General features: G+C 57.5%; 13 protein-coding genes. 5 read left to right on the top strand and 8 right to left on the bottom strand.

The genetic code is table 11. From position 1 onward, the window contains the following. Nucleotides 1–62 precede the first annotated feature (62 nt). Nucleotides 63–1,307 carry an NOL1/NOP2/SUN domain family protein gene (locus H4684_RS02720; RefSeq protein WP_192622742.1) on the top strand — a complete coding sequence of 415 codons (1,245 nt, stop codon included), beginning with the start codon at nt 63–65 and terminating at the stop codon, nt 1,305–1,307. Between the two features lie 18 nt (nt 1,308–1,325). Next, nucleotides 1,326–2,087 (top strand): class I fructose-bisphosphate aldolase, encoded by a 762-nt coding sequence (locus H4684_RS02715; protein ID WP_092189839.1) that lies wholly within the window; start codon nt 1,326–1,328, stop codon nt 2,085–2,087. Between the two features lie 4 nt (nt 2,088–2,091). On the opposite strand, the gene H4684_RS02710 is transcribed toward H4684_RS02715, so the two are convergent. The 8 genes from H4684_RS02710 to rfbA all read right to left on the bottom strand — a co-directional run bounded on the left by H4684_RS02710 (nt 2,092) and on the right by rfbA (nt 12,022). After that, nucleotides 2,092–2,817, bottom strand: coding sequence for a class I SAM-dependent methyltransferase (locus H4684_RS02710; protein ID WP_192622741.1), 726 nt, complete (start codon nt 2,815–2,817; stop codon nt 2,092–2,094). Then, complete coding sequence (gene ilvD / locus H4684_RS02705; protein ID WP_092189842.1) at nt 2,817–4,487, bottom strand: dihydroxy-acid dehydratase; 1,671 nt, start codon at nt 4,485–4,487, stop codon at nt 2,817–2,819. The genes H4684_RS02710 and ilvD overlap by 1 nt, the downstream gene beginning before the upstream one ends. 19 nt (nt 4,488–4,506) lie before the next feature. Then, complete coding sequence (locus tag H4684_RS02700; RefSeq protein ID WP_192622740.1) at nt 4,507–5,379, bottom strand: cell division protein FtsX; 873 nt, start codon at nt 5,377–5,379, stop codon at nt 4,507–4,509. Then, entirely contained in the window at nt 5,376–6,056 is a 681-nt protein-coding gene (locus H4684_RS02695; RefSeq protein ID WP_192622739.1) for a cell division ATP-binding protein FtsE, read from the bottom strand. Before H4684_RS02695 ends, H4684_RS02700 begins: the two co-directional genes overlap by 4 nt. Then, the gene (locus H4684_RS02690) at nt 6,053–7,240 is read right to left on the bottom strand and encodes a response regulator (protein ID WP_192622738.1); all 1,188 of its coding nucleotides are present in this window, start codon (nt 7,238–7,240) and stop codon (nt 6,053–6,055) included. Before H4684_RS02690 ends, H4684_RS02695 begins: the two co-directional genes overlap by 4 nt. Before the next feature lies 1 nt (nt 7,241). Next, nucleotides 7,242–8,531: a GAF domain-containing sensor histidine kinase gene (locus tag H4684_RS02685; protein ID WP_192622737.1), complete on the bottom strand. Its 1,290-nt coding sequence runs from the start codon at nt 8,529–8,531 to the stop codon at nt 7,242–7,244. A gap of 12 nt (nt 8,532–8,543) precedes the next feature. Further along, complete coding sequence (locus H4684_RS02680; RefSeq protein WP_192622736.1) at nt 8,544–10,778, bottom strand: vitamin B12-dependent ribonucleotide reductase; 2,235 nt, start codon at nt 10,776–10,778, stop codon at nt 8,544–8,546. 371 nt (nt 10,779–11,149) lie between these two features. Then, nucleotides 11,150–12,022 carry a glucose-1-phosphate thymidylyltransferase RfbA gene (gene rfbA / locus H4684_RS02675; protein ID WP_192622735.1) on the bottom strand — a complete coding sequence of 291 codons (873 nt, stop codon included), beginning with the start codon at nt 12,020–12,022 and terminating at the stop codon, nt 11,150–11,152. A 157-nt stretch (nt 12,023–12,179) separates the two neighbouring features. Here rfbA and H4684_RS02670 point away from each other — a divergent pair, with 157 nt between their 5' ends. The 3 genes from H4684_RS02670 (at nt 12,180) to H4684_RS02660 (ending at nt 17,657) form a co-directional block, all read left to right on the top strand. Next, the gene (locus tag H4684_RS02670) at nt 12,180–12,935 is read left to right on the top strand and encodes a MogA/MoaB family molybdenum cofactor biosynthesis protein (RefSeq protein ID WP_192622734.1); all 756 of its coding nucleotides are present in this window, start codon (nt 12,180–12,182) and stop codon (nt 12,933–12,935) included. Nucleotides 12,936–13,434: 499 nt separating this feature from the next. Further along, on the top strand, nt 13,435–14,574 hold the full coding sequence (locus H4684_RS02665; RefSeq protein ID WP_192622733.1) for a two-component system sensor histidine kinase NtrB: 1,140 nt from the start codon (nt 13,435–13,437) through the stop codon (nt 14,572–14,574). Further along, nucleotides 14,571–17,657 carry a UvrD-helicase domain-containing protein gene (locus H4684_RS02660; RefSeq protein WP_192622732.1) on the top strand — a complete coding sequence of 1,029 codons (3,087 nt, stop codon included), beginning with the start codon at nt 14,571–14,573 and terminating at the stop codon, nt 17,655–17,657. Before H4684_RS02665 ends, H4684_RS02660 begins: the two co-directional genes overlap by 4 nt.

Genomic DNA, 17,657 nt, shown 5'->3' with positions numbered 1-17,657 from the left:
TGACAGGCCCTTTCTTGATGGCTACAGGGGCTCTTGTCAAATAAGCCCTTAACCACCCCCCTATGAAAAATACCACTCGCTCTTTCAGGCTGGTGTGCGCGCAGGACCAGATCAACGATGTGGAGTCCCTGCTTCACGCCGAAGGCTTTCGCTTCGAGCCGCAGCCCTGCTTCGCCCTGGCGCGGACCCTCACCGCCGAACCCATGCCGCTTGGCCGGAGCATCGCGGCCAGGTTCGGCTATATCTACATCCAGGACAAGTCTTCCATGCTGCCGCCCCTGGCTCTGGCACCCGAATCCGGGGACCGCGTGCTCGACTTCTGCGCCAGTCCCGGCAGCAAGACCGGCATCCTCTCAAGCCTGGTCGGGCCCACGGGGCTGGTGCTGGCCAACGAGCCAAGTCCGGACCGTCTGGCCACCCTGCGCGTGAACATGCGCCATCTTGGCTGCTACAACGTGGCCACCTGCAAATATGAAGGCCAGTCCCTGCCCCTTCAGGATGACTCATGGCCGCGCATCCTGCTCGACGCACCCTGCAGCGGTTGGGGCACGGTGGACAAGAACCCCAAGGCCGCCCAGATGTGGGCGGGGGAGAAGACCGCGCCGCTGGAAATCCTGCAACGGGAACTCCTGACCAGAGCCGCCGGGCTTCTTGCCCCGGGAGGACGACTTCTTTATTCGACCTGCACCACAAATGAGCGTGAAAACGAGGATCAGGTCCGTTTCGCCACGGAGCACCTGGGTCTTGTGACCGAGCCCTTGGCGGAATTCCCCGGATTCAGGTTTGCCCCATCCCTGCCGGGATGCCTGCTCGTGGACGGCGAGGGCAGTCTTGCACAGGGATTTTTCCTGGCCGCCCTGAAAAAGCCGGGCCAGGCGGAAAAGAGCGTCCGCGCAACCAAGGCGGAATTGCCCGGCGAGCTTGTCTCACGGCACGAATTTTCGTCCCGCACCGGACTGGACACGGGCTGGCTCCCGGAGCACTGTTTCCTGCGCGTGGGCGGCCGGGTCTATCTCATCTTGGAACAGGCGGCAGAGCTTCCGGCGGAACTGCGCTGGCAGGGTTTCGCCGTGGGCAAGAGCGCCGGGGATTCCATCCTGGCCGACGCCACGCTACGCATGTTCGTTCCGCCGAGGCCGGACGAAAAAAGCCTCGTCCTTGAACAGGTATCCACCATTCGGGAACTCCTGTCCGGGCAAAGTCTGTCCTGGGCCGGACCGGGAAAGCGCCTCGCGTTCTATTTCAAGGGACTTCCCTTGGGTTTTTTGACGATCAAGGGCAATCGTTGCCTGTGGTCGGATCGATAACAAAAACAGGAGAGCATCATGATCGGATACCTGCGCAAGGCGGCCCGTCTTTTTCATCCGGGATCCAAACGAACCATCATCCTGCCTCTGGATCATGGAATTTCCGAAGGAAACATCCCGGGTTTGGAAGATCTGGGCAGCCTGCTTCGCGAAGTGCGGCATCTGCCCACCCAGGGCGTGATCCTGCACAAGGGCATGGTCATGGCCCACGCCGGGGAAATCCGCCTGGACCAGTCCCTGATCGTGCATCTCTCTGCCGGAACCCGGCACGGCCTGCCCTCGTACAACAAGGCCCTGGTCTGTTCCGTGCAGGAAGCGCTACGGCTTGGCGCGGACATGGTCTCCATGCACATAAATATCGGCAATGACCTCGAAGACCGCATGCTCTCGGATCTTGGCGCCTGCGTTGAAGAGGCGCACCAGCTCGGCCTGCCGCTGCTGGCCATGATCTACGCCCGAGGCGGACAGATCGTAAACGAGAACGATCCGTCCCTGGTCGCGCACAGCATCCGCATCGGCGCGGAACTGGGCGCGGACGTGGTCAAGGTGCCTTATTGCGGGAACAACCAGAGCTTCGCCCGGGCCATAGCGGCCTGTCCCGTGCCCGTGGTCATGGGCGGCGGACCGCGCAGTGGCGATTTCAAATCCTTCCTGCGCTCGGTGCGCGAAAGCCTGGACGCCGGAGTGGCCGGGATGTGCATCGGACGCAACGTCTTCCAGCAGGAAAATCCTGCCAAGGCCCTGGAAGAAATATGCAATCTCGTGCACGGAAAGGCATAGGCAATTACGTTGTGGGTTCGGTATTCCAGGCCATGAGGGGAGTCTGGGCGCGAGGGGCGGTCAGATCGACGCGCACCGCCGTGAAGGCTCCCATCCATGGAAAGGCGGGCGTGCTGTTCAGATAGCGGATGACCGGAACAGAATTCCAGGTGCAGGGCGGGCCCAGAAGAATGGACCTGGCTTCGATGCCGCCCGGGGATAGATTTTGCTGGATCAGCGCGCGCATTTCGGGCCAGGTGAACCAGCGCGCCTCGCCAAGCGGGGATTTTCTTTTTTCCAGCCTTAGGGATAGCCCGTACAGGGACATCCGGTTCAAAAAACAGATCAAAAGGCCCTTACGCGCCACACGCGCCGCTTCACGCAGGGCCAGGGCCGGATCTTCCAGGAATTCGAACACGGTCATGAGCGAGGCGTAATCAAACTCGCGATCCTCGAAGGGCAAATGCTCGGCGCTTCCAAGGTGGAGATCGGCGCGATGGCCTATCTTTTCCCGGGCCCGGGCCAGCATGTCCGGACTTTTGTCCATGCCCGTCAGATCAAACCCGCAGGACCAGAAAAACTCCAGAAACATTCCCGTTCCGCAGCCGATGTCCAGGAGCTTCTGCTTGCGTCTGGGCCAGGGTGCTATGACTCCCTGCAGCAGTTTTTTTTCCTGCTGCAGGGCGAAGCTTCCCCGCACGGTTCCGGCCCATTTGTCGTAGCGGACCGCGCTTTCCCGGTTCCAACGCATCAGATTTTGGTCACCGCTCCCTTGGCCGCGGACGAAGCCATGCGGCTGTAGCGACGCAGAATGGAGGAACGGATTTCCTTCACAAAGGGTTTGAAGTTCTGGCGGCGCTTTTCAAGTTCCGCCTCGTCAACCAGAAGCTCAAGGCTGCGTGCAGGAATGTCTATCCTGATCAGGTCCCCTTCCTGGACCAGCCCTATGATCCCGCCTTCGGCCGCTTCGGGACTGATATGCCCGATGGCCGCCCCACGCGTTCCGCCGCTGAAACGGCCGTCCGTCAAAAGCGCCACTTCGCCGCCAAGGCCAAGACCGGAGATGGCCGAGGTCGGGGTCAGCATCTCGCGCATGCCGGGGCCGCCCACCGGGCCTTCATTACGGATGACGACCACGTCGCCGGCCTTTATCCTGTTGCCCATGATCGCGCTCACGGCGTCTTCCTCGCTCTCGAAGACTCGGGCAACGCCCGTGCGCTGCATCATTTCAGGCGCCACGGCGGACTGTTTGACCACCGCGCCGTCCAGAGCCAGGTTGCCCTTCAGGATGGCGATGCCGCCTTCACGGGAATACGGATCGGCCACGGTGCGGATGACTTCCGGGCGCAGGATGCGCGGCTTCAGGGCCTCGATGTTCTGTCCCAGGGTCCGGCCGGTCACGGTCATGACATCAAGATCGATGCGCCCGCTCTGCGCCAATTCGTTCATGACGGCCGGGATGCCGCCCGCCTCGTGCAGGTCGGCGATATGGTGCGGTCCGGCGGGGGAAAGCCTGCAAAGATTGGGGGTCTTGCGGCTGATGTTGTCAAAAATGTCCAGCGTCAGATCGAGCTCGGCCTCGCGGAAAATCGCGGGCAGGTGCAGGACCGTGTTGGTGGAGCAGCCAAGGGCCATGTCCACGGTCACGCCGTTGGCCACGCTCTTTTCGGTGACGATGTCGCGCGGGCGAATGTTCTTTTCGACCAGGCTCATGACCTGCATTCCCGCATCCTTGGCCAGACGGATGCGCGCGCTGGTCGGGGCGGGGATGGTTCCGTTGCCGGGCAGGGACAACCCAAGGGCCTCGGACAGGCAATTCATGGAATTGGCCGTGAACATGCCCGCGCAGGAACCGCAGCCGGGACAGGCGCATTCCTCCATGCGCTCAAGTTCCGCTTCGGTCATGCTGCCGCTCTTGACCTTGCCCACGCCCTCGAAGACCGTGATCAGATCGACGGTTTGGCCCTCGAACTTGCCCGGGAGCATGGGGCCGCCGCTGATCATGATCGAGGGGATGTTGAGGCGCAGCATGGCCATGAGCATGCCGGGCACGATCTTGTCGCAATTCGGAATGAAAACCAACCCGTCGAAAGGCACGGCCGTGGCGGAAATTTCGATGGAGTCGGCGATGAGTTCGCGGCTGGGCAGGCTCATCTTCATGCCTTCATGATTCATGGCCAGCCCGTCGCACACGCCGATGGTGGGAAACTCCATGGGCGTGCCTCCGGCCATGCGCACACCGTCCTTGACGGCCTGGGCGATGATATCAAGATGCATGTGTCCGGGCACGATCTCATTGGCCGAATTGACCACGCCGATCAGTGGGCGCCTCATCTCCTCGCGGGTCATGCCCAGGGCAAAAAGCAGGGAGCGGTGCGGTGCCTTTTCCAAACCTTTGATCATTTTATCGCTGCGATTCATTGAAATATCCTCGAGTAGATTAATTGCGAAAAGCGACCAGGGAGCTCAAAACTCCAACTGACGCCAAAATGGCAAGAATGGCCAGGCTGTGTATCTGGGGCAGAAAGGAGATGGTGATCCACAGCGGAGGAACATTGAACATGTCCTCGATGCCGTGGTGCAAAAGCTTTAGCAGGCCAAGGGCGAGGCCTGCGCCCAAAAGTCCCTGAAAGGCTCCGCCCACGAGCAGCGGGAACTGTATGTATGCCCGGCTCGCGCCCACAAAACGCAGAATTTCCAATTCATCGCGCCGGGCCAGAAGAGCGAGTTTTATGGTGTTGCCCACCACAAGGCCGACAACCACAAGCAAAAATCCGGTCACCGGCCAGAAAGCCATCTTGGTCAATCCGACCCAAGAGGTCAACAGATCGACCTGCAGGGGATTGAAGGTCACCTTCTCGACCTTGGGCAAGCCTTCAAGACGCCTGACCATGCCTGCGGCCCATTTTTTTCCGTCTTCGGCGGGCAGATCGCATTCGACCAGAGCCGTCGGCGGCAAGGGGCTTCTGCCTTTCATCCAATCCAGGTCCACATTTTTCTGGAACGACTCCTCAAGCACGCCAAGAGCCTGATCCGGGGTGAAAGTGCGCACGTTGACCACACCCTCCATGGAGGACAGTCCGGACCAGACCTCCTTCAATTGATCCGAAGCGACATCGGCCTGCCAGTAGACCTGGAACTGGACATTGCCCTGCCTGTTGCCGATCTGCAGATCGAGATTGTGCACAAGCATGAGAAAAGCCCCGCCCAGAAAGGATACCAGGGTGATGGCCGCAATGGTCATGCACAGGGACCACGGAGCCCGGAACAGGTCCCGCACGCCTTGCCCGATGAGTTGAAAAAATACGTTCATGGCCGCCCTCCGGTCTGGGCGCAACCTTCGCGCATGACCCCGTCCTCCAGAGTCACGATGCGCGCATCGGCCATGCGTTCCATGATTTCACGGTTATGGGTCGCTATCATGATTGAAGTTCCAAACTTATGAAATTGTTGAAAAATATCCATCATGCGCATGGACAGTTCGTGGTCGAGGTTCCCGGTGGGCTCATCGGCAAGGAGCAGCTTGGGCTTGACCACCACGGCCCGGGCCACGGCCACCCGCTGCTGTTCGCCGCCGGACAGTTCCTCGCAGGGCGCCCCGGTCTTGTGATCGAGGTGCAGGCTTCTGAGCACCGCCCGGACACGTTTCTCGATGATGTGCTGCCCGATGCCGCGTACCTTCAACGGCAGGGCCACATTGGCGAAAACGGTCTGGTTGGTCAGGATCTTGAAATCCTGAAAGACCACGCTCACGTCGCGGCGGAGCAAATGTTTGCGGCTCTCGGCCAACGTGTTCAAATCATAGCCGGCCACATCGGCCTTGCCGCGTTGCACCGGAAGCGCGCCGTGCAGAATGCGCATGAAGGTCGTCTTCCCGGCGCCGGATGGACCGCAAAGAAAGACGAACTCGCCGGGCTTCATGCAGAAATTTATGTCCTTCAACGCAAGTTGCCTGCCGAAGGAGTAGGAAAGTTTGGAAATGCTGATCATTTTTCGTCCCCGGATTTCTCGGCTTCGTCGTGTTTGTGCTCATGAGCGCTGATTTGCTTCAGGAGCGCCTTGGCTTTTTCAAAATCAGGATCATTGCCCAGGGCGTGGGCCAAAAGCGACTTGGCCTTGCCGTATTGTTTTCTGTTCACATAGGCCACGGCGGCGTTGAAGAGAATCTTGGGATTGTCGGGTTCCTTGGCCAGCGCCGCGCGGTAGATTTCTATTGCCCGAGCCAGTTCGCCCTTGCGCCGGTAGGCCACGGCCATGTTGTTCAGGGTATCGCAGGTCAGGGAAGAGAAAATATACGAGCCGAAATCGCGCTGCACTTCATCGACCATATCCAGATCTACATAGGCGTTCCAGATGTCCTGCTTGATCTGATCGTTCTTGCGATCGATGTTGAGAGCGGTCATGAAATTATTCCGGGCCGCGTACAGATCTTCCTTGTGCAGATTGATGGAGCCGCGCAGAATGTAATATTCGGTGTTGTTGGGACTGATGGAGACAGCCTTGTCCACGGCGGCCAAAGCCTGATCCGGTTTTCCCTGCCAGCACTGGACCTTGGCCATGGTTTCCCAGCCTCTGGCGAAAAGCGGGTTCGCGGCCAGTATTTCACAGAGCATCTCCTCGGCCTTGGAAAAATCGGAAAATTCCGTCAGCACCCGCACATGCGCAAGTCGTATCCTCTGCATCTGGGAAGGATAGAGCAATTCAAAGCGGCGCAAAAGATCGAGAGCCTTGGCCTGTTCCTTTGCCGCGCACAAATTCTGGATCTCCGCTTTGAGCAGTTCAAAATCCTGTTCAAAGCCCCCATCGAAAACCGTGTTCAAGGCCTCGGACAAAGCCTTGATGGTCAAGGGTTTGACCAGATAGGCCGAAGCGCCGCCGTCCGAGGCCAGAGCCACGTCCTCCACCTCGGATTTGGAAGTCAGAAATATGAAGGGAATGTAGGGAGTTTCCGGCCTTGAACGCACAGCGCGCAACAGGCTCAGGCCGTTCATCTTCGGCATGTTCCAGTCGGAAATGATCAGGCCGGGAACGCCGTCCTTGATTTTTTCAAGAGCCGCCTCGCCGTTCTCCGCCTCCAGAAAATGAGTGAAGCCAAGGGCCCGCAAAAGGTTCAAGACCGTCTCCCTGGCAGACAGGATATCTTCAACCACCATCACGGTGATATTTTTGTCCATCTCAATTTTCCTCGGGGATGAAAAGAATGACGCAAAATCTGCTGCCGTGCGGAGTGACATCCTCCACCCAGATCTTGCCTTGAAACATGTTCACTATCTTGCGACAGATGAAAAGTCCGATACCGGTTCCCTTTATCCCGCTTTCAACTGATTTTTCCGTACGCACGAACTTGTCGAAAATGGATTCCTTGTAGCGATCCTCGATCCCCTCGCCATCATCCTCGACCCAGAACTTGAGCACCGTATGCGTGGGATCCGCCGTTCTGCGCGATTCCCAGGCGCCCATCCCCACCCTGATCCGCCCATTCACGGGCGTATACTTTATGGCGTTTGAAATCAGATTCTGAACCAAATGTCCAAGCAGCATGGGATCGCCCAGAACCTGAACATCAAGCTCGCACTGATTTTCAATGGTCATGTTCTTTTCACGGACCAAGGGCATGAGAGCTTCAATCTGCTCATGCACAAGGGGCAGAAAAGAGACCGGACAGGGGATGACTCCACGCTCCTGACATTCATCGACACGCGCTATGTGCAGAAATTCGTCGATCATTTCCAGAAGCTTGCTCGCTCCCTTGAAGGCCGTCTCGATGATCGGTTTCTGGGATTCGCTGGGCCCGAGATACGACAACAGATCCATGTTGGAGATGACGGCAGAAAGGGGGCTTTTAAAATCGTGGACCACCATCTGCACCAGTTCGGAGCGCTCGGTGGAGGCGATGATCAGCTCTTTTTGCTTGATCTCAAGCTCCTGCGCCAATTCCTGATACCGCTCCTTTTCCGCCTCCAGTCTTTCGAACATGGCCAGGCTCTCGATCAGGGGAGTGATCCAGGCCGCATATTCGAGGAGGGCGGACAAATCGGACTTGGTGAAAGGCCCCCCGCCTTCCTTGTCGGAAACGTTTATGACCCCAATGACCCGTTCCTGATCGGAAAGCAGGGGCACGGAAATGAGCGATTTGGTCTTGTAGTTGCCGTTACGGCAGCAAAAACGATGATCGGTTTCGATATCCTCGATCAGAAGCGGAACCTTGTGCGTACACACATATCCGGAAATGCTTTCCGGAGAGAGGGGCTGAGTCAGCCCCACTATCTCCTTCCGGCTGGCCGCAACGACCTTGAGTCCCCGTTTTTCATCGTCGAACAACATGACCGAGGCGTTGCGGCTCTTGATCCTCGTCTGGATGAGCATGCCCCCGCAATGGAGCTTCTCCGCCGCGCTCATGGCCCTGCTGGCCAGAATGGCCATCATGCTGCGCAGAAACTGCTCTATCCCGTTAGACTGCTCCATGATCCTGTCCGATCATCCACACTTGGTGAAGCCGCAGGACGGACAGACAAAACACCCTTCCTGAAAGACCAGCTCCGTGGTGCATTCCGGGCACTCGGTCTTGGACAGGGATTTATAGGAACTGCTCGGTGTCGTTCCCTGCAGATACTTGTTTTCAAGCACCCAGGACACGGCGTCGGGAATGGAGAGAAGCATGCCCTTTTTCTGAAAAACAGGATGCTCTCCGCCGATCCCCTTGAGCTGCTTGACTATTTCACGAACATGCACCCCGGAACGCAGCGCCAGGGAAACCAGCCGTCCAATGGCTTCGGCCTTGGCCGTGATGGATCTGCCCGACCGGCCGATGGTGGTGAAAACCTCGAAGGGCTTGCCGTTGACCTCGTTGACCGTCAGGTAAAGATCGCCAAGGCCGGTGCGCACCTTCTGCGTGAATCCGTAGACGATGTCGGGCCGGTCCATGGGACGGCAATGGTCATCGCCCTTTTCATCCTTCTGGCCTTCTCCGGTGCACAGGACCTGCACGCTCTTGCAGCCGTCGCGGTAGACCGTGACGCCTTTGCAGCCCTCTTCATAGGCCATCCAGTAGATTTTGTAGATGTCTTCCTGGGTGGCCGAATTGGGCAGGTTGACCGTCTTGGATACGGCATTGTCGGTATGCTTCTGGAAGGCCGCCTGCATCTTGAGATGCCACTGCGGATCGATGTCCATGGAGGTGACATAGACACTGCGCAGTTCCTCGGGGAGAAATTCCATGTTCCGGACCGAGCCCTTTTCAATCACCTCGGCCATGAGCTTTTCGGAATAACAGCCCTGATCGTGCAAGGCCTTGACGAAGAAGCTGTTGGCCTCGGTCAGCTTTTCGCCGTCCATGACCTGGCGCACGAAGCACAGGGCAAAAAGAGGCTCCACCCCGGACGAGCATCCGGCGATGATGGACAGGGTGCCCGTGGGGGCGATGGTCGTGGTCGTGGCGTGGCGGTAGGGCCCCAGATTCTGTTCCTTGTAGATGGAGGTCTCGTAGGACGGAAAGGGTCCGCGCTCCATGGCGAGTTTCTTGGACGCCGACCTTGATTCCTTCTGGATGAAATCCATCATCTGCTCGGCGAGCACGATGGCCCGGCGGCTGTCGTAGGGCAGTCCCAGCTGGTACAGAAGATCTGCCCAGCCCATGACGCCAAGTCCGATCTTCCTGTTCTTGCGCACGGTCTCCGTGATGCGTTCCAGCGGATATTCCGAAGCGTCGATGACGTTGTCCAGAAAACGGACGCTGAGGTGCACCACTTCACGCAACCTGTCCCAGTCGACCTCGATCCCGCCGTCCTTTTCGAGCACGAACCGGGCCAGATTGATGGAGCCGAGGTTGCAGGCTTCGTAAGGCAGCAGGGGCTGCTCGCCGCACGGATTGGTGCTCTCGATCTCGCCCTGGTCGGGGTTGGGGTTGTCGCGGTTGATGCGGTCGATGAAGATGATCCCCGGATCTCCGCTCTCCCAGGCCTTGCGCACCAGAAGTTCGAAGACTTCGCGTGCCTTCAGCGTTTCGATGACCTCCTGCGATTGCGGGGCGATAAGGGGATATTCCTCATCGTTTTCAACGGCCTGCATGAATTTTTCGGTCAACGCCACGGACAGGTTGAAATTGTTGAGGTCTCCCTCGCGTTCCTTGGCCCGAATGAATTCCAGGATATCGGGATGGTCGACGCGCAGAATGCCCATATTGGCCCCGCGCCTGGTTCCACCCTGTTTGACCTGCTCGGTCGCGGTGTTGAAAATCTTGAGAAAGGAGATGGGCCCGGAAGCAACGCCGCCGGTTGAACCGACCCGGCTGTCCTTGGGGCGCAGGCGAGTGAAGGAAAAACCCGTTCCGCCGCCGGACTTGTGGATCAGCGCCGCGTGTTTCACCGCATCGAAAATCTCGTCCATGGAGTCCCCGACAGGCAGAACGAAGCAGGCCGCCAGTTGTCCCAGTTCAGTTCCGGCGTTCATGAGTGTCGGGGAATTGGGCAGAAAATCGTACTGCGTCATCAACGTATAGAATGTGCGGGCCAGATCCTTGGTCTTGAACGGCGAAGAGGGGTAGTTCTTTTCCATGGATGCTATGCTTGCCGCCACCCTCCAGAACATTTCCTTGGCGGTCTCGATGGGCGTCCCATCCAGCCCCTTTCGCTGATAACGTTTTTTCAGCACCAACTCGGCGTTGGAATTGAGATTTACGTCGGGCAGATCAGCCGGCATTTTCATAACGTCCATGGATACCTCACTTTCCTTGAAATTATTGTATAGCTATTGAAAATAATTGATTCTTCTTGATCGGTTTTTCTCTGTACTGGAGAAGGCCCCAGACTTCAATCGTGAGAAAAAGAGTTCAGTCTTCAAGGTCTTTTGAGCCTCTTAAATAAAGAAAAGATTAGGTTATTGGGATTATTAGTGGGCACATTATGTGCGTTTCTTAATCAACATATTGAAATATTTGTAATTTAATAGTTTGGTAATTTTCAGGTTGATTGTTTTTCAGGTTGCCTGATTCGGGCTTCCTGAAAAACAAGGAACATGGGGACATGTTTGGAACAAAGTTTTCACCAAGTGTTCCTTTGTATGATAACATTTTGATTTATATGAGTTTAAACAGGCTCATCAGCGATTTCATCGAGATATTTTCCGTACTCGTTTTTTTTGAATCGAGCGGCCAGCAGTTTGAGCTGGCCTGCATCAATGAACCCTTTCGAAAAAGCGATTTCCTCGATGCAGGCGATCTTGAAACCCTGTCTGTCCTGGATGGCCTGAACAAAACTGCCCGCCTGCTGCAGGGATTCGTGGGTTCCGGCGTCGAGCCAGGCATATCCCCGGCCGAGCAGTTCGACCTTGAGGCTGCCGCGGCGCAGGTACTCGCGATTGACATCGGTGATCTCAAGCTCCCCGCGCGGGGAGGGGCGCAGGTTTTTCGAGATTTCGACGACTTCGTTGTCATAGAAATAAATGCCCGGAATAACGTATTTCGATTTTGGTTTTTGCGGTTTTTCCTCGATGCTGACCACCTCGCCCGAGGAGTTGAATTCCACGACTCCATAGCGTTGCGGATCCTTGACCGGATAGCCGAAGACGATGCCGCCCTTGTCGAGTCTGGCGCAGCTTTTCAGAACCTTGGACAGGCCTTCGCCGTAGATGATGTTGTCGCCCAGGACGAGGCAGACGCTGTCCGTACCGATGAAGTCCGCGCCGAGGATGAAGGCCTGGGCCAATCCGTCGGGCGAGGGCTGCACGATATAGGAGAACTTAAGGCCAAGTTCACTGCCGTCTCCGAGCACGTCCTTGAAGCGCGGCAGGTCCTGGGGAGTGGAGATGATGAGAATGTCCCTTATCCCCGCCAGCATGAGAATGGACAGGGGATAGTAGATGAGGGGTTTGTCATAAACGGGGAGAAGCTGTTTGCTGGTGCCGAGAGTCAAGGGATAGAGGCGTGTGCCCGAGCCTCCGGCCAGAATGATTCCTTTCATGGGATTGATCCTTTTGGTGCTGTTTCAAGACAGCAAAGCACTACTCCAGACCCACTTCACGGACAAGTGCCGGCTGATTGCGGTAATGACAACCGCGCCGGGCTTTGGTAGGCAAAACAGGTCAATACAAAAAAAAATCGAAGCACAAGGGGCCTGCATGCGTGTTACCTGGAAGGATGCCTATACCGCCGGTACGGTGATCATTGGTCAGGGACAGGATCATCCGCTGATTCATGGCTGGTTCGATGCTGATGAAAAGCTGCGGGCTGGCGACATCATCCATGACCCAACCTGCTCCGTGCAGCTTGAAAACCGGATTCGGCTCTGCCGGGAAGACGGACTCTTCATGCCTGCCTGGGTTGCACGAAAGGAAAAGGGCGTGTTCGTACCGGGAGAATTTTCGTGCACGCGGTCCCGGCGGGGTTTTTCCCTGGCCTGGATCACTCTGAGCGACAAGGGTTCTCGGGGCGAGCGCGTCGATGCCAGCGGACCGGCCATTCGCGACGCGGCCATGGAAGCCATGGAGATAGACCTTGCCCGGGGAATGATCATTCCCGACGAGTCTGAAATCCTGAAAGCAGCCCTTGTGGACTGTTGCCTCTTCCAGGGCTTCGATCTTGTCTTCACCACCGGCGGAACCGGAGTAGGCCCCCGCGACATCACGCCCGAAGTGACCCTGCCTCTTTTGGACAAGCGCCTTCCAGGATTTGAACGCGCCATGACCCAAACCTCCCTTGCCAAGACTCCGCATGCCATGATTTCCCGCGCCGTGGCCGGAGTCATGGGACTCTCCCTGATTGTCAATCTGCCGGGAAGCCCCAAGGCCGTGCGCGAAAATCTGCACGCCATCTTGCCCGCGCTCAAGCATGCGGTGGAAAAACTGCAGGGAGATCCTAGGGATTGTGGACAATAACCCTGTACTGAAACCTTCCGACGAATTCAAAAATTTCTACATCAAATTCTCCGTGATCCGTCTCGGGATCATGGTCTTTCTTTTGGTTTTGGCCTTGGCCGAGATCGTCAATATCTCGGATAGAGGCATGAGGCTAGAATTAAACAGAGATTTTCAGTATATTCTGTTTTTCATAAGCGGTTTTTCATTAAGTATCATATATCTTCTGGCAGCAAAAAGATTCATCAGCTCTTTTCTATTATTCAGAATTCAGCTTTTTGCAGATATTTTTCTAACGACTTGGTGGGTTGTATTAACTGGTGGATCATTTAGCTCTTTTGTTTTTCTTTATATATTATGCCTTTTTTTCTATGGCCGGATAATCGGATTTAAAACGATAATAATTTCCTCTTTTCTTGTCTGGGTTCTTCTTTTCATAATATCCTGTTTTCAATTCTACTTTCCGCACTATTGGGATCAGGCTCACATTCGCGGTTCCGACCTTGCCTATAATTACAGCTTGCTGACGCTTGCGCTCATTCTGGTCAGCTCGCTGGTCAAATTGAGCCGCACGGCGGAGAATCGTCTTTTATACAGGATCATTGAGCAGGAAGAAGCCCTGCGCAAAGCCGAGGAGATTAAATACCGCGTTTTTGACTGGATCGATGCCGGACTTCTGGTCGTGAATAATGACGGCAGAATCACGACCGTGAATCAACGCACCCTGAACTGGCTTCCCGGACACGATCGCAACGAGATGATCGGCACCAGATTCGATGTCTATTTCCCCGAGTTTCTTCCCTTCTGGAATGATCGCGAACTTGCCTGTCTGCGACGGAACATGGTCATAAGCAATGAGCGTGGACTGGTTTTCGGGTTCAAGATCACCGAATTGCCCGAAAATCAGGGCTGGATGATTCTTTTTTCCGACATCACCGAAGTGCAAAGACTCGAACGGCAGGTCAAGGAAATGGAGAAGCTGGCCAGCGTCGGCGAACTGGCAGCCGGTCTGGCCCATGAAATGAAGAACCCGCTGGCCGGGATCAAGACCAGTCTTCAGCTTCTTCTCTCGGATGATCTGGAAAAGGAATTTTCCGACAGGCTCTCACGGGTCATACTGCGCGATATCGACCGACTTGATTTTCTGCTCAAGGATTTCCTGATCTTTGCCCGCCCCAAGGCGCCCGAGCTGGCAGCCCTTGATCTGGCAAGGGAGCTGGAGCATGTGCTCATGCCACTTCGCCTTCAATATCAAGGAGTTGCAATCGAAATTGAAGTCGGGGACGAGCCGTTTTATTTTGATCGCAACCAGTTGCACCAGATCCTCATAAATCTTTTGGTCAATGCCTTGCAGGCTCTTGAAAATACGGAAAATCCGAAGATCAGCATCCGTGAGACGCACGGGCAGGACAGCAGAACCCTGATCATTGCCGACAATGGTCCGGGGCTGGCGCCGGACATGCTGGACAAGTGCTTCGATCCGTTCGTGACCAGCAAGGCCGTGGGCTCGGGTCTGGGCCTGGCCATCGCCCGCAGGCTCGCGGCTCAGAACGGAACATTCATTGATCTTGTCAATATTCCCTCGGGAGGAACCCGGGCCGTGCTGGTTCAGGACCTCTCCTTTTTCCGGACCCAAAAGGATCCCCAGGATACAACGTGAACAATTTCATCGCCGACCTGCACATTCATTCCAAATTTTCCCGGGCCACGAGCAAGAACCTCACACCGAGAAATCTGGTGGCCTGGGCCGGGATCAAGGGCATCGACATCCTGGCCACGGGCGACTTCACCCACCCGGGCTGGATGGACATCATCACCGGACAGCTCGAAGCCGAGGAAAGCGGACTGCTGCGCCTGCGCGATGACAAGGCCCTCGAACAGGAACTGCCCTGGTATTCCGGGAGCATGAACACGGCGCACATCCGGTTCATGCTCTGCACCGAAATCAGCTCCATCTACAAGAAGAGGGGCAAGGTCCGCAAAATCCACAATCTGGTCTTCATGCCGAGCATCGACGCGGCCCTCAGGTTCAACACCCGTCTGGCGCAGGTCGGCAATCTCGCTTCGGACGGCCGCCCCATTCTCGGACTCGATGCGCATGATCTTCTTGAAATGGTTCTGGAAACCGATCCGCTGGCCTATCTCATTCCCGCCCATATCTGGACTCCGTGGTTTTCCCTTTTCGGCTCGAAGTCCGGCTTTGATCGTATCGAAGACTGTTTCGAGGATTTGAGTGCAGAAATCTTCGCCCTGGAAACCGGCCTGTCCTCCGATCCCGAAATGAACTGGATGGTCAGCGCCCTGGATCGTTTCACACTGGTGTCGAATTCCGATGCCCATTCCGGGGAAAAACTGGGACGGGAAGTCAATATTTTTTCAGGGGAAATGTCTTTTGCGGGCATTCGCGCCGCCCTGGGGCGCAAGAGCGAAACGACGCGTTTTGAAGGCACCCTTGAATTCTATCCCGAGGAAGGGAAATACCATCTCGACGGCCACCGTAAATGCGGGGTGGTGCTTGAACCCCAGGAGACGGCCGCGCATCGGGGGCTTTGTCCGGTCTGCGGCAAACCTCTGACAATCGGCGTGCTCAATCGCATCTTTGCCCTCTCGGACCGGGATCTGCCCGTGCGGCCCGCCCATCATCCGGGATTCTCGTCCCTGGTGCCCCTGACCGAAGTCCTTTCGGAAATTCTGGGAGTGGGCCCAGGCACAAAGAAAGTGCTCGGCATGTACAATCAACTGGTGCGGGATTTCGGTTCAGAGTTCAACATATTGCGCTGCGTCCCCGAAGAGGATCTGCGGCGCTCCTCCACGGTTTTGGCCGAGGCAGTGCGCAGGATGCGTCAGGGCGTGGTGCACAGGCATTCGGGCTATGACGGCGAGTATGGGCGCATTTCCATGTTCGCCCCTCAGGAACTGCTCGAATTCAAACACGGACGCATGTTGTCCATGGCCGCCCGGTCCGCGCCGCCGGAAGTCTTGGGACAGCGCTGGCGGAAGACCAGCGCGGAGGCGTCCCCCTTGCCGGAGGACACGGTCCTGGCGGCCAATGAAATGCAGATGGCCGCGATTCTTGCCGGACCCGGGCCGGTGCTGGTCCTGGCCGGTCCCGGCACGGGCAAGACCCAGACCCTCATGGGACGGGTGCGGCACCTGCTCGAACAGGGCGCCGATCCGGCGCGAATCCTGATCCTGACCTTCACCCGCAAGGCCGCGCGGGAATTGAAAGACCGCCTGCAGCGGCTTTGTCCAGGCCTGCCCGTGCTGCCCAAGACCGACACCCTGCACGCCCTAGGGCTTGAGTACTGGACCTCCGTCATGGGAGAGGCCCCGATCCTTCTTTCCGAGGAGAGCAGCCGCAGGCTTTTCGCGGCGGCCAATCCCGATCTGCAGGGCAAGGAGCTAAGGACCGCGTGGAACGAGCAATCCCTGGCCCGCGAAGACGGGGTGCGCATTCCCGGCGAACACACCAGACGCTATCTGGACGACAAGGTCCGCTTCAATCTGGTCGATTACACCGACCTGCTCGAATTCTGGTTTGAACACCTGGAGCTTGGCCAATGCGTCCCGGACTACGATCACGTTCTGATCGACGAGGTGCAGGATCTCTCCGCGCTGCAGCTCGGACTGGTCACGATGCTTTGCTCCCAGGGCGGGCGGGGTTTTTTTGCCATCGGGGACCCGAACCAGGCCATTTACGGATTTCGTGGCGCGGTGCGCAATGTCGAGGCCAGGCTGCGCGATCTGTGGCCGGATCTCAAGAGGATCAGGCTGGTGCACAACTACCGCTCGGCGCAGCAGATCCTGAGCCTTGCGGCGCATCTATTCACGGAGAGGCAGACCCTGGTGGCCCGGAAATCCCTGTCGGCGTCCCTTGTGCTGTTCGAAGCCCAGGGCGCCGAGCAGGAGGCGGGCTGGATCGCGGGGCGGGTGCGCGAGCTTCTGGGGGGCACGGGGCACTGGCAGGCCGACACGCACGAGGGAAAGAACATTTCCCCCGGCGACATCGCCGTTCTGGTGCGCTTCAAGGCTCTCATCCCGCCCATCGCCAAGGCTCTGGAGGGTGCCGGGATACCCGTTTCCGTGCCCGAACAGGAATCCTTTTTTGTCGATGCCCGGGTGGACCTCATCTTGCGTATTGCCGGAAACGTGCTCGGGCTGCCCGACGCCCTGGACGAACAGATCCCGTCCTGTCCCGAGGACGTGGTCGAGAAGGGCCCGCTGGCCATGGCCGTCCATTTCTCCGCGACCCCGCCTTTTGACGCGCTGTTCTGGAAGAGCAAGGCTTTCGTGGACCTGGTCAAGACCTTCCAGGTCTGCTCGGGCTGGCGCGGGCTTTTGAACATGGTCAGGCTTGAAACCGAGCTCTGCGCCATCAGGGCCAAGGCGCAGAAAGTACAGATCATGACCATGCACGGGGCCAAGGGGCTTGAATTCGAGGTCGTGTTTCTGCCTGGCCTTGAAGAGGGCATCCTGCCCTTTGCGGGCATGGACATGCTCCTTGGCAAGCCCGGCGACGACAATGTGCTCGACATGGACGAGGAACGCCGCCTCTTCTACGTCGGCCTGACCCGGGCCAAGTCCATGCTCTTTCTCAGCCATTGCGCCAGCCGGCGCGTTTTCGGCAAGACCCTGAAACTCGCCCTGTCGTCCCTGGTGCGCCGTTTGCCCCAGGACATGCTGCGCAAGAGCGCCATCAAGCGTCATGTGCGCCTGAGTGAACGGCAGCTGAGTCTCTTTTGA

It is taken from the genome of Desulfomicrobium macestii, assembly GCF_014873765.1.
Lineage (GTDB): Bacteria > Desulfobacterota > Desulfovibrionia > Desulfovibrionales > Desulfomicrobiaceae > Desulfomicrobium > Desulfomicrobium macestii.
This window is presented reverse-complemented; position numbering and strand designations above follow the sequence as displayed.

What these genes read in the sequence shown, in the direction of transcription:
- H4684_RS02670 (WP_192622734.1), top strand. Translation starts at nt 12,180, where the DNA reads ATGCGTGTTACCTGGAAGGATGCCTATACCGCCGGTACGGTGATCATT.
- H4684_RS02695 (WP_192622739.1), bottom strand. Translation starts at nt 6,056, where the DNA reads ATGATCAGCATTTCCAAACTTTCCTACTCCTTCGGCAGGCAACTTGCG.
- ilvD (WP_092189842.1), bottom strand. Translation starts at nt 4,487, where the DNA reads ATGAATCGCAGCGATAAAATGATCAAAGGTTTGGAAAAGGCACCGCAC.
- H4684_RS02680 (WP_192622736.1), bottom strand. Translation starts at nt 10,778, where the DNA reads ATGGACGTTATGAAAATGCCGGCTGATCTGCCCGACGTAAATCTCAAT.
- H4684_RS02700 (WP_192622740.1), bottom strand. Translation starts at nt 5,379, where the DNA reads ATGAACGTATTTTTTCAACTCATCGGGCAAGGCGTGCGGGACCTGTTC.
- H4684_RS02685 (WP_192622737.1), bottom strand. Translation starts at nt 8,531, where the DNA reads ATGGAGCAGTCTAACGGGATAGAGCAGTTTCTGCGCAGCATGATGGCC.
- rfbA (WP_192622735.1), bottom strand. Translation starts at nt 12,022, where the DNA reads ATGAAAGGAATCATTCTGGCCGGAGGCTCGGGCACACGCCTCTATCCC.
- H4684_RS02690 (WP_192622738.1), bottom strand. Translation starts at nt 7,240, where the DNA reads ATGGACAAAAATATCACCGTGATGGTGGTTGAAGATATCCTGTCTGCC.
- H4684_RS02710 (WP_192622741.1), bottom strand. Translation starts at nt 2,817, where the DNA reads ATGCGTTGGAACCGGGAAAGCGCGGTCCGCTACGACAAATGGGCCGGA.
- H4684_RS02715 (WP_092189839.1), top strand. Translation starts at nt 1,326, where the DNA reads ATGATCGGATACCTGCGCAAGGCGGCCCGTCTTTTTCATCCGGGATCC.
- H4684_RS02720 (WP_192622742.1), top strand. Translation starts at nt 63, where the DNA reads ATGAAAAATACCACTCGCTCTTTCAGGCTGGTGTGCGCGCAGGACCAG.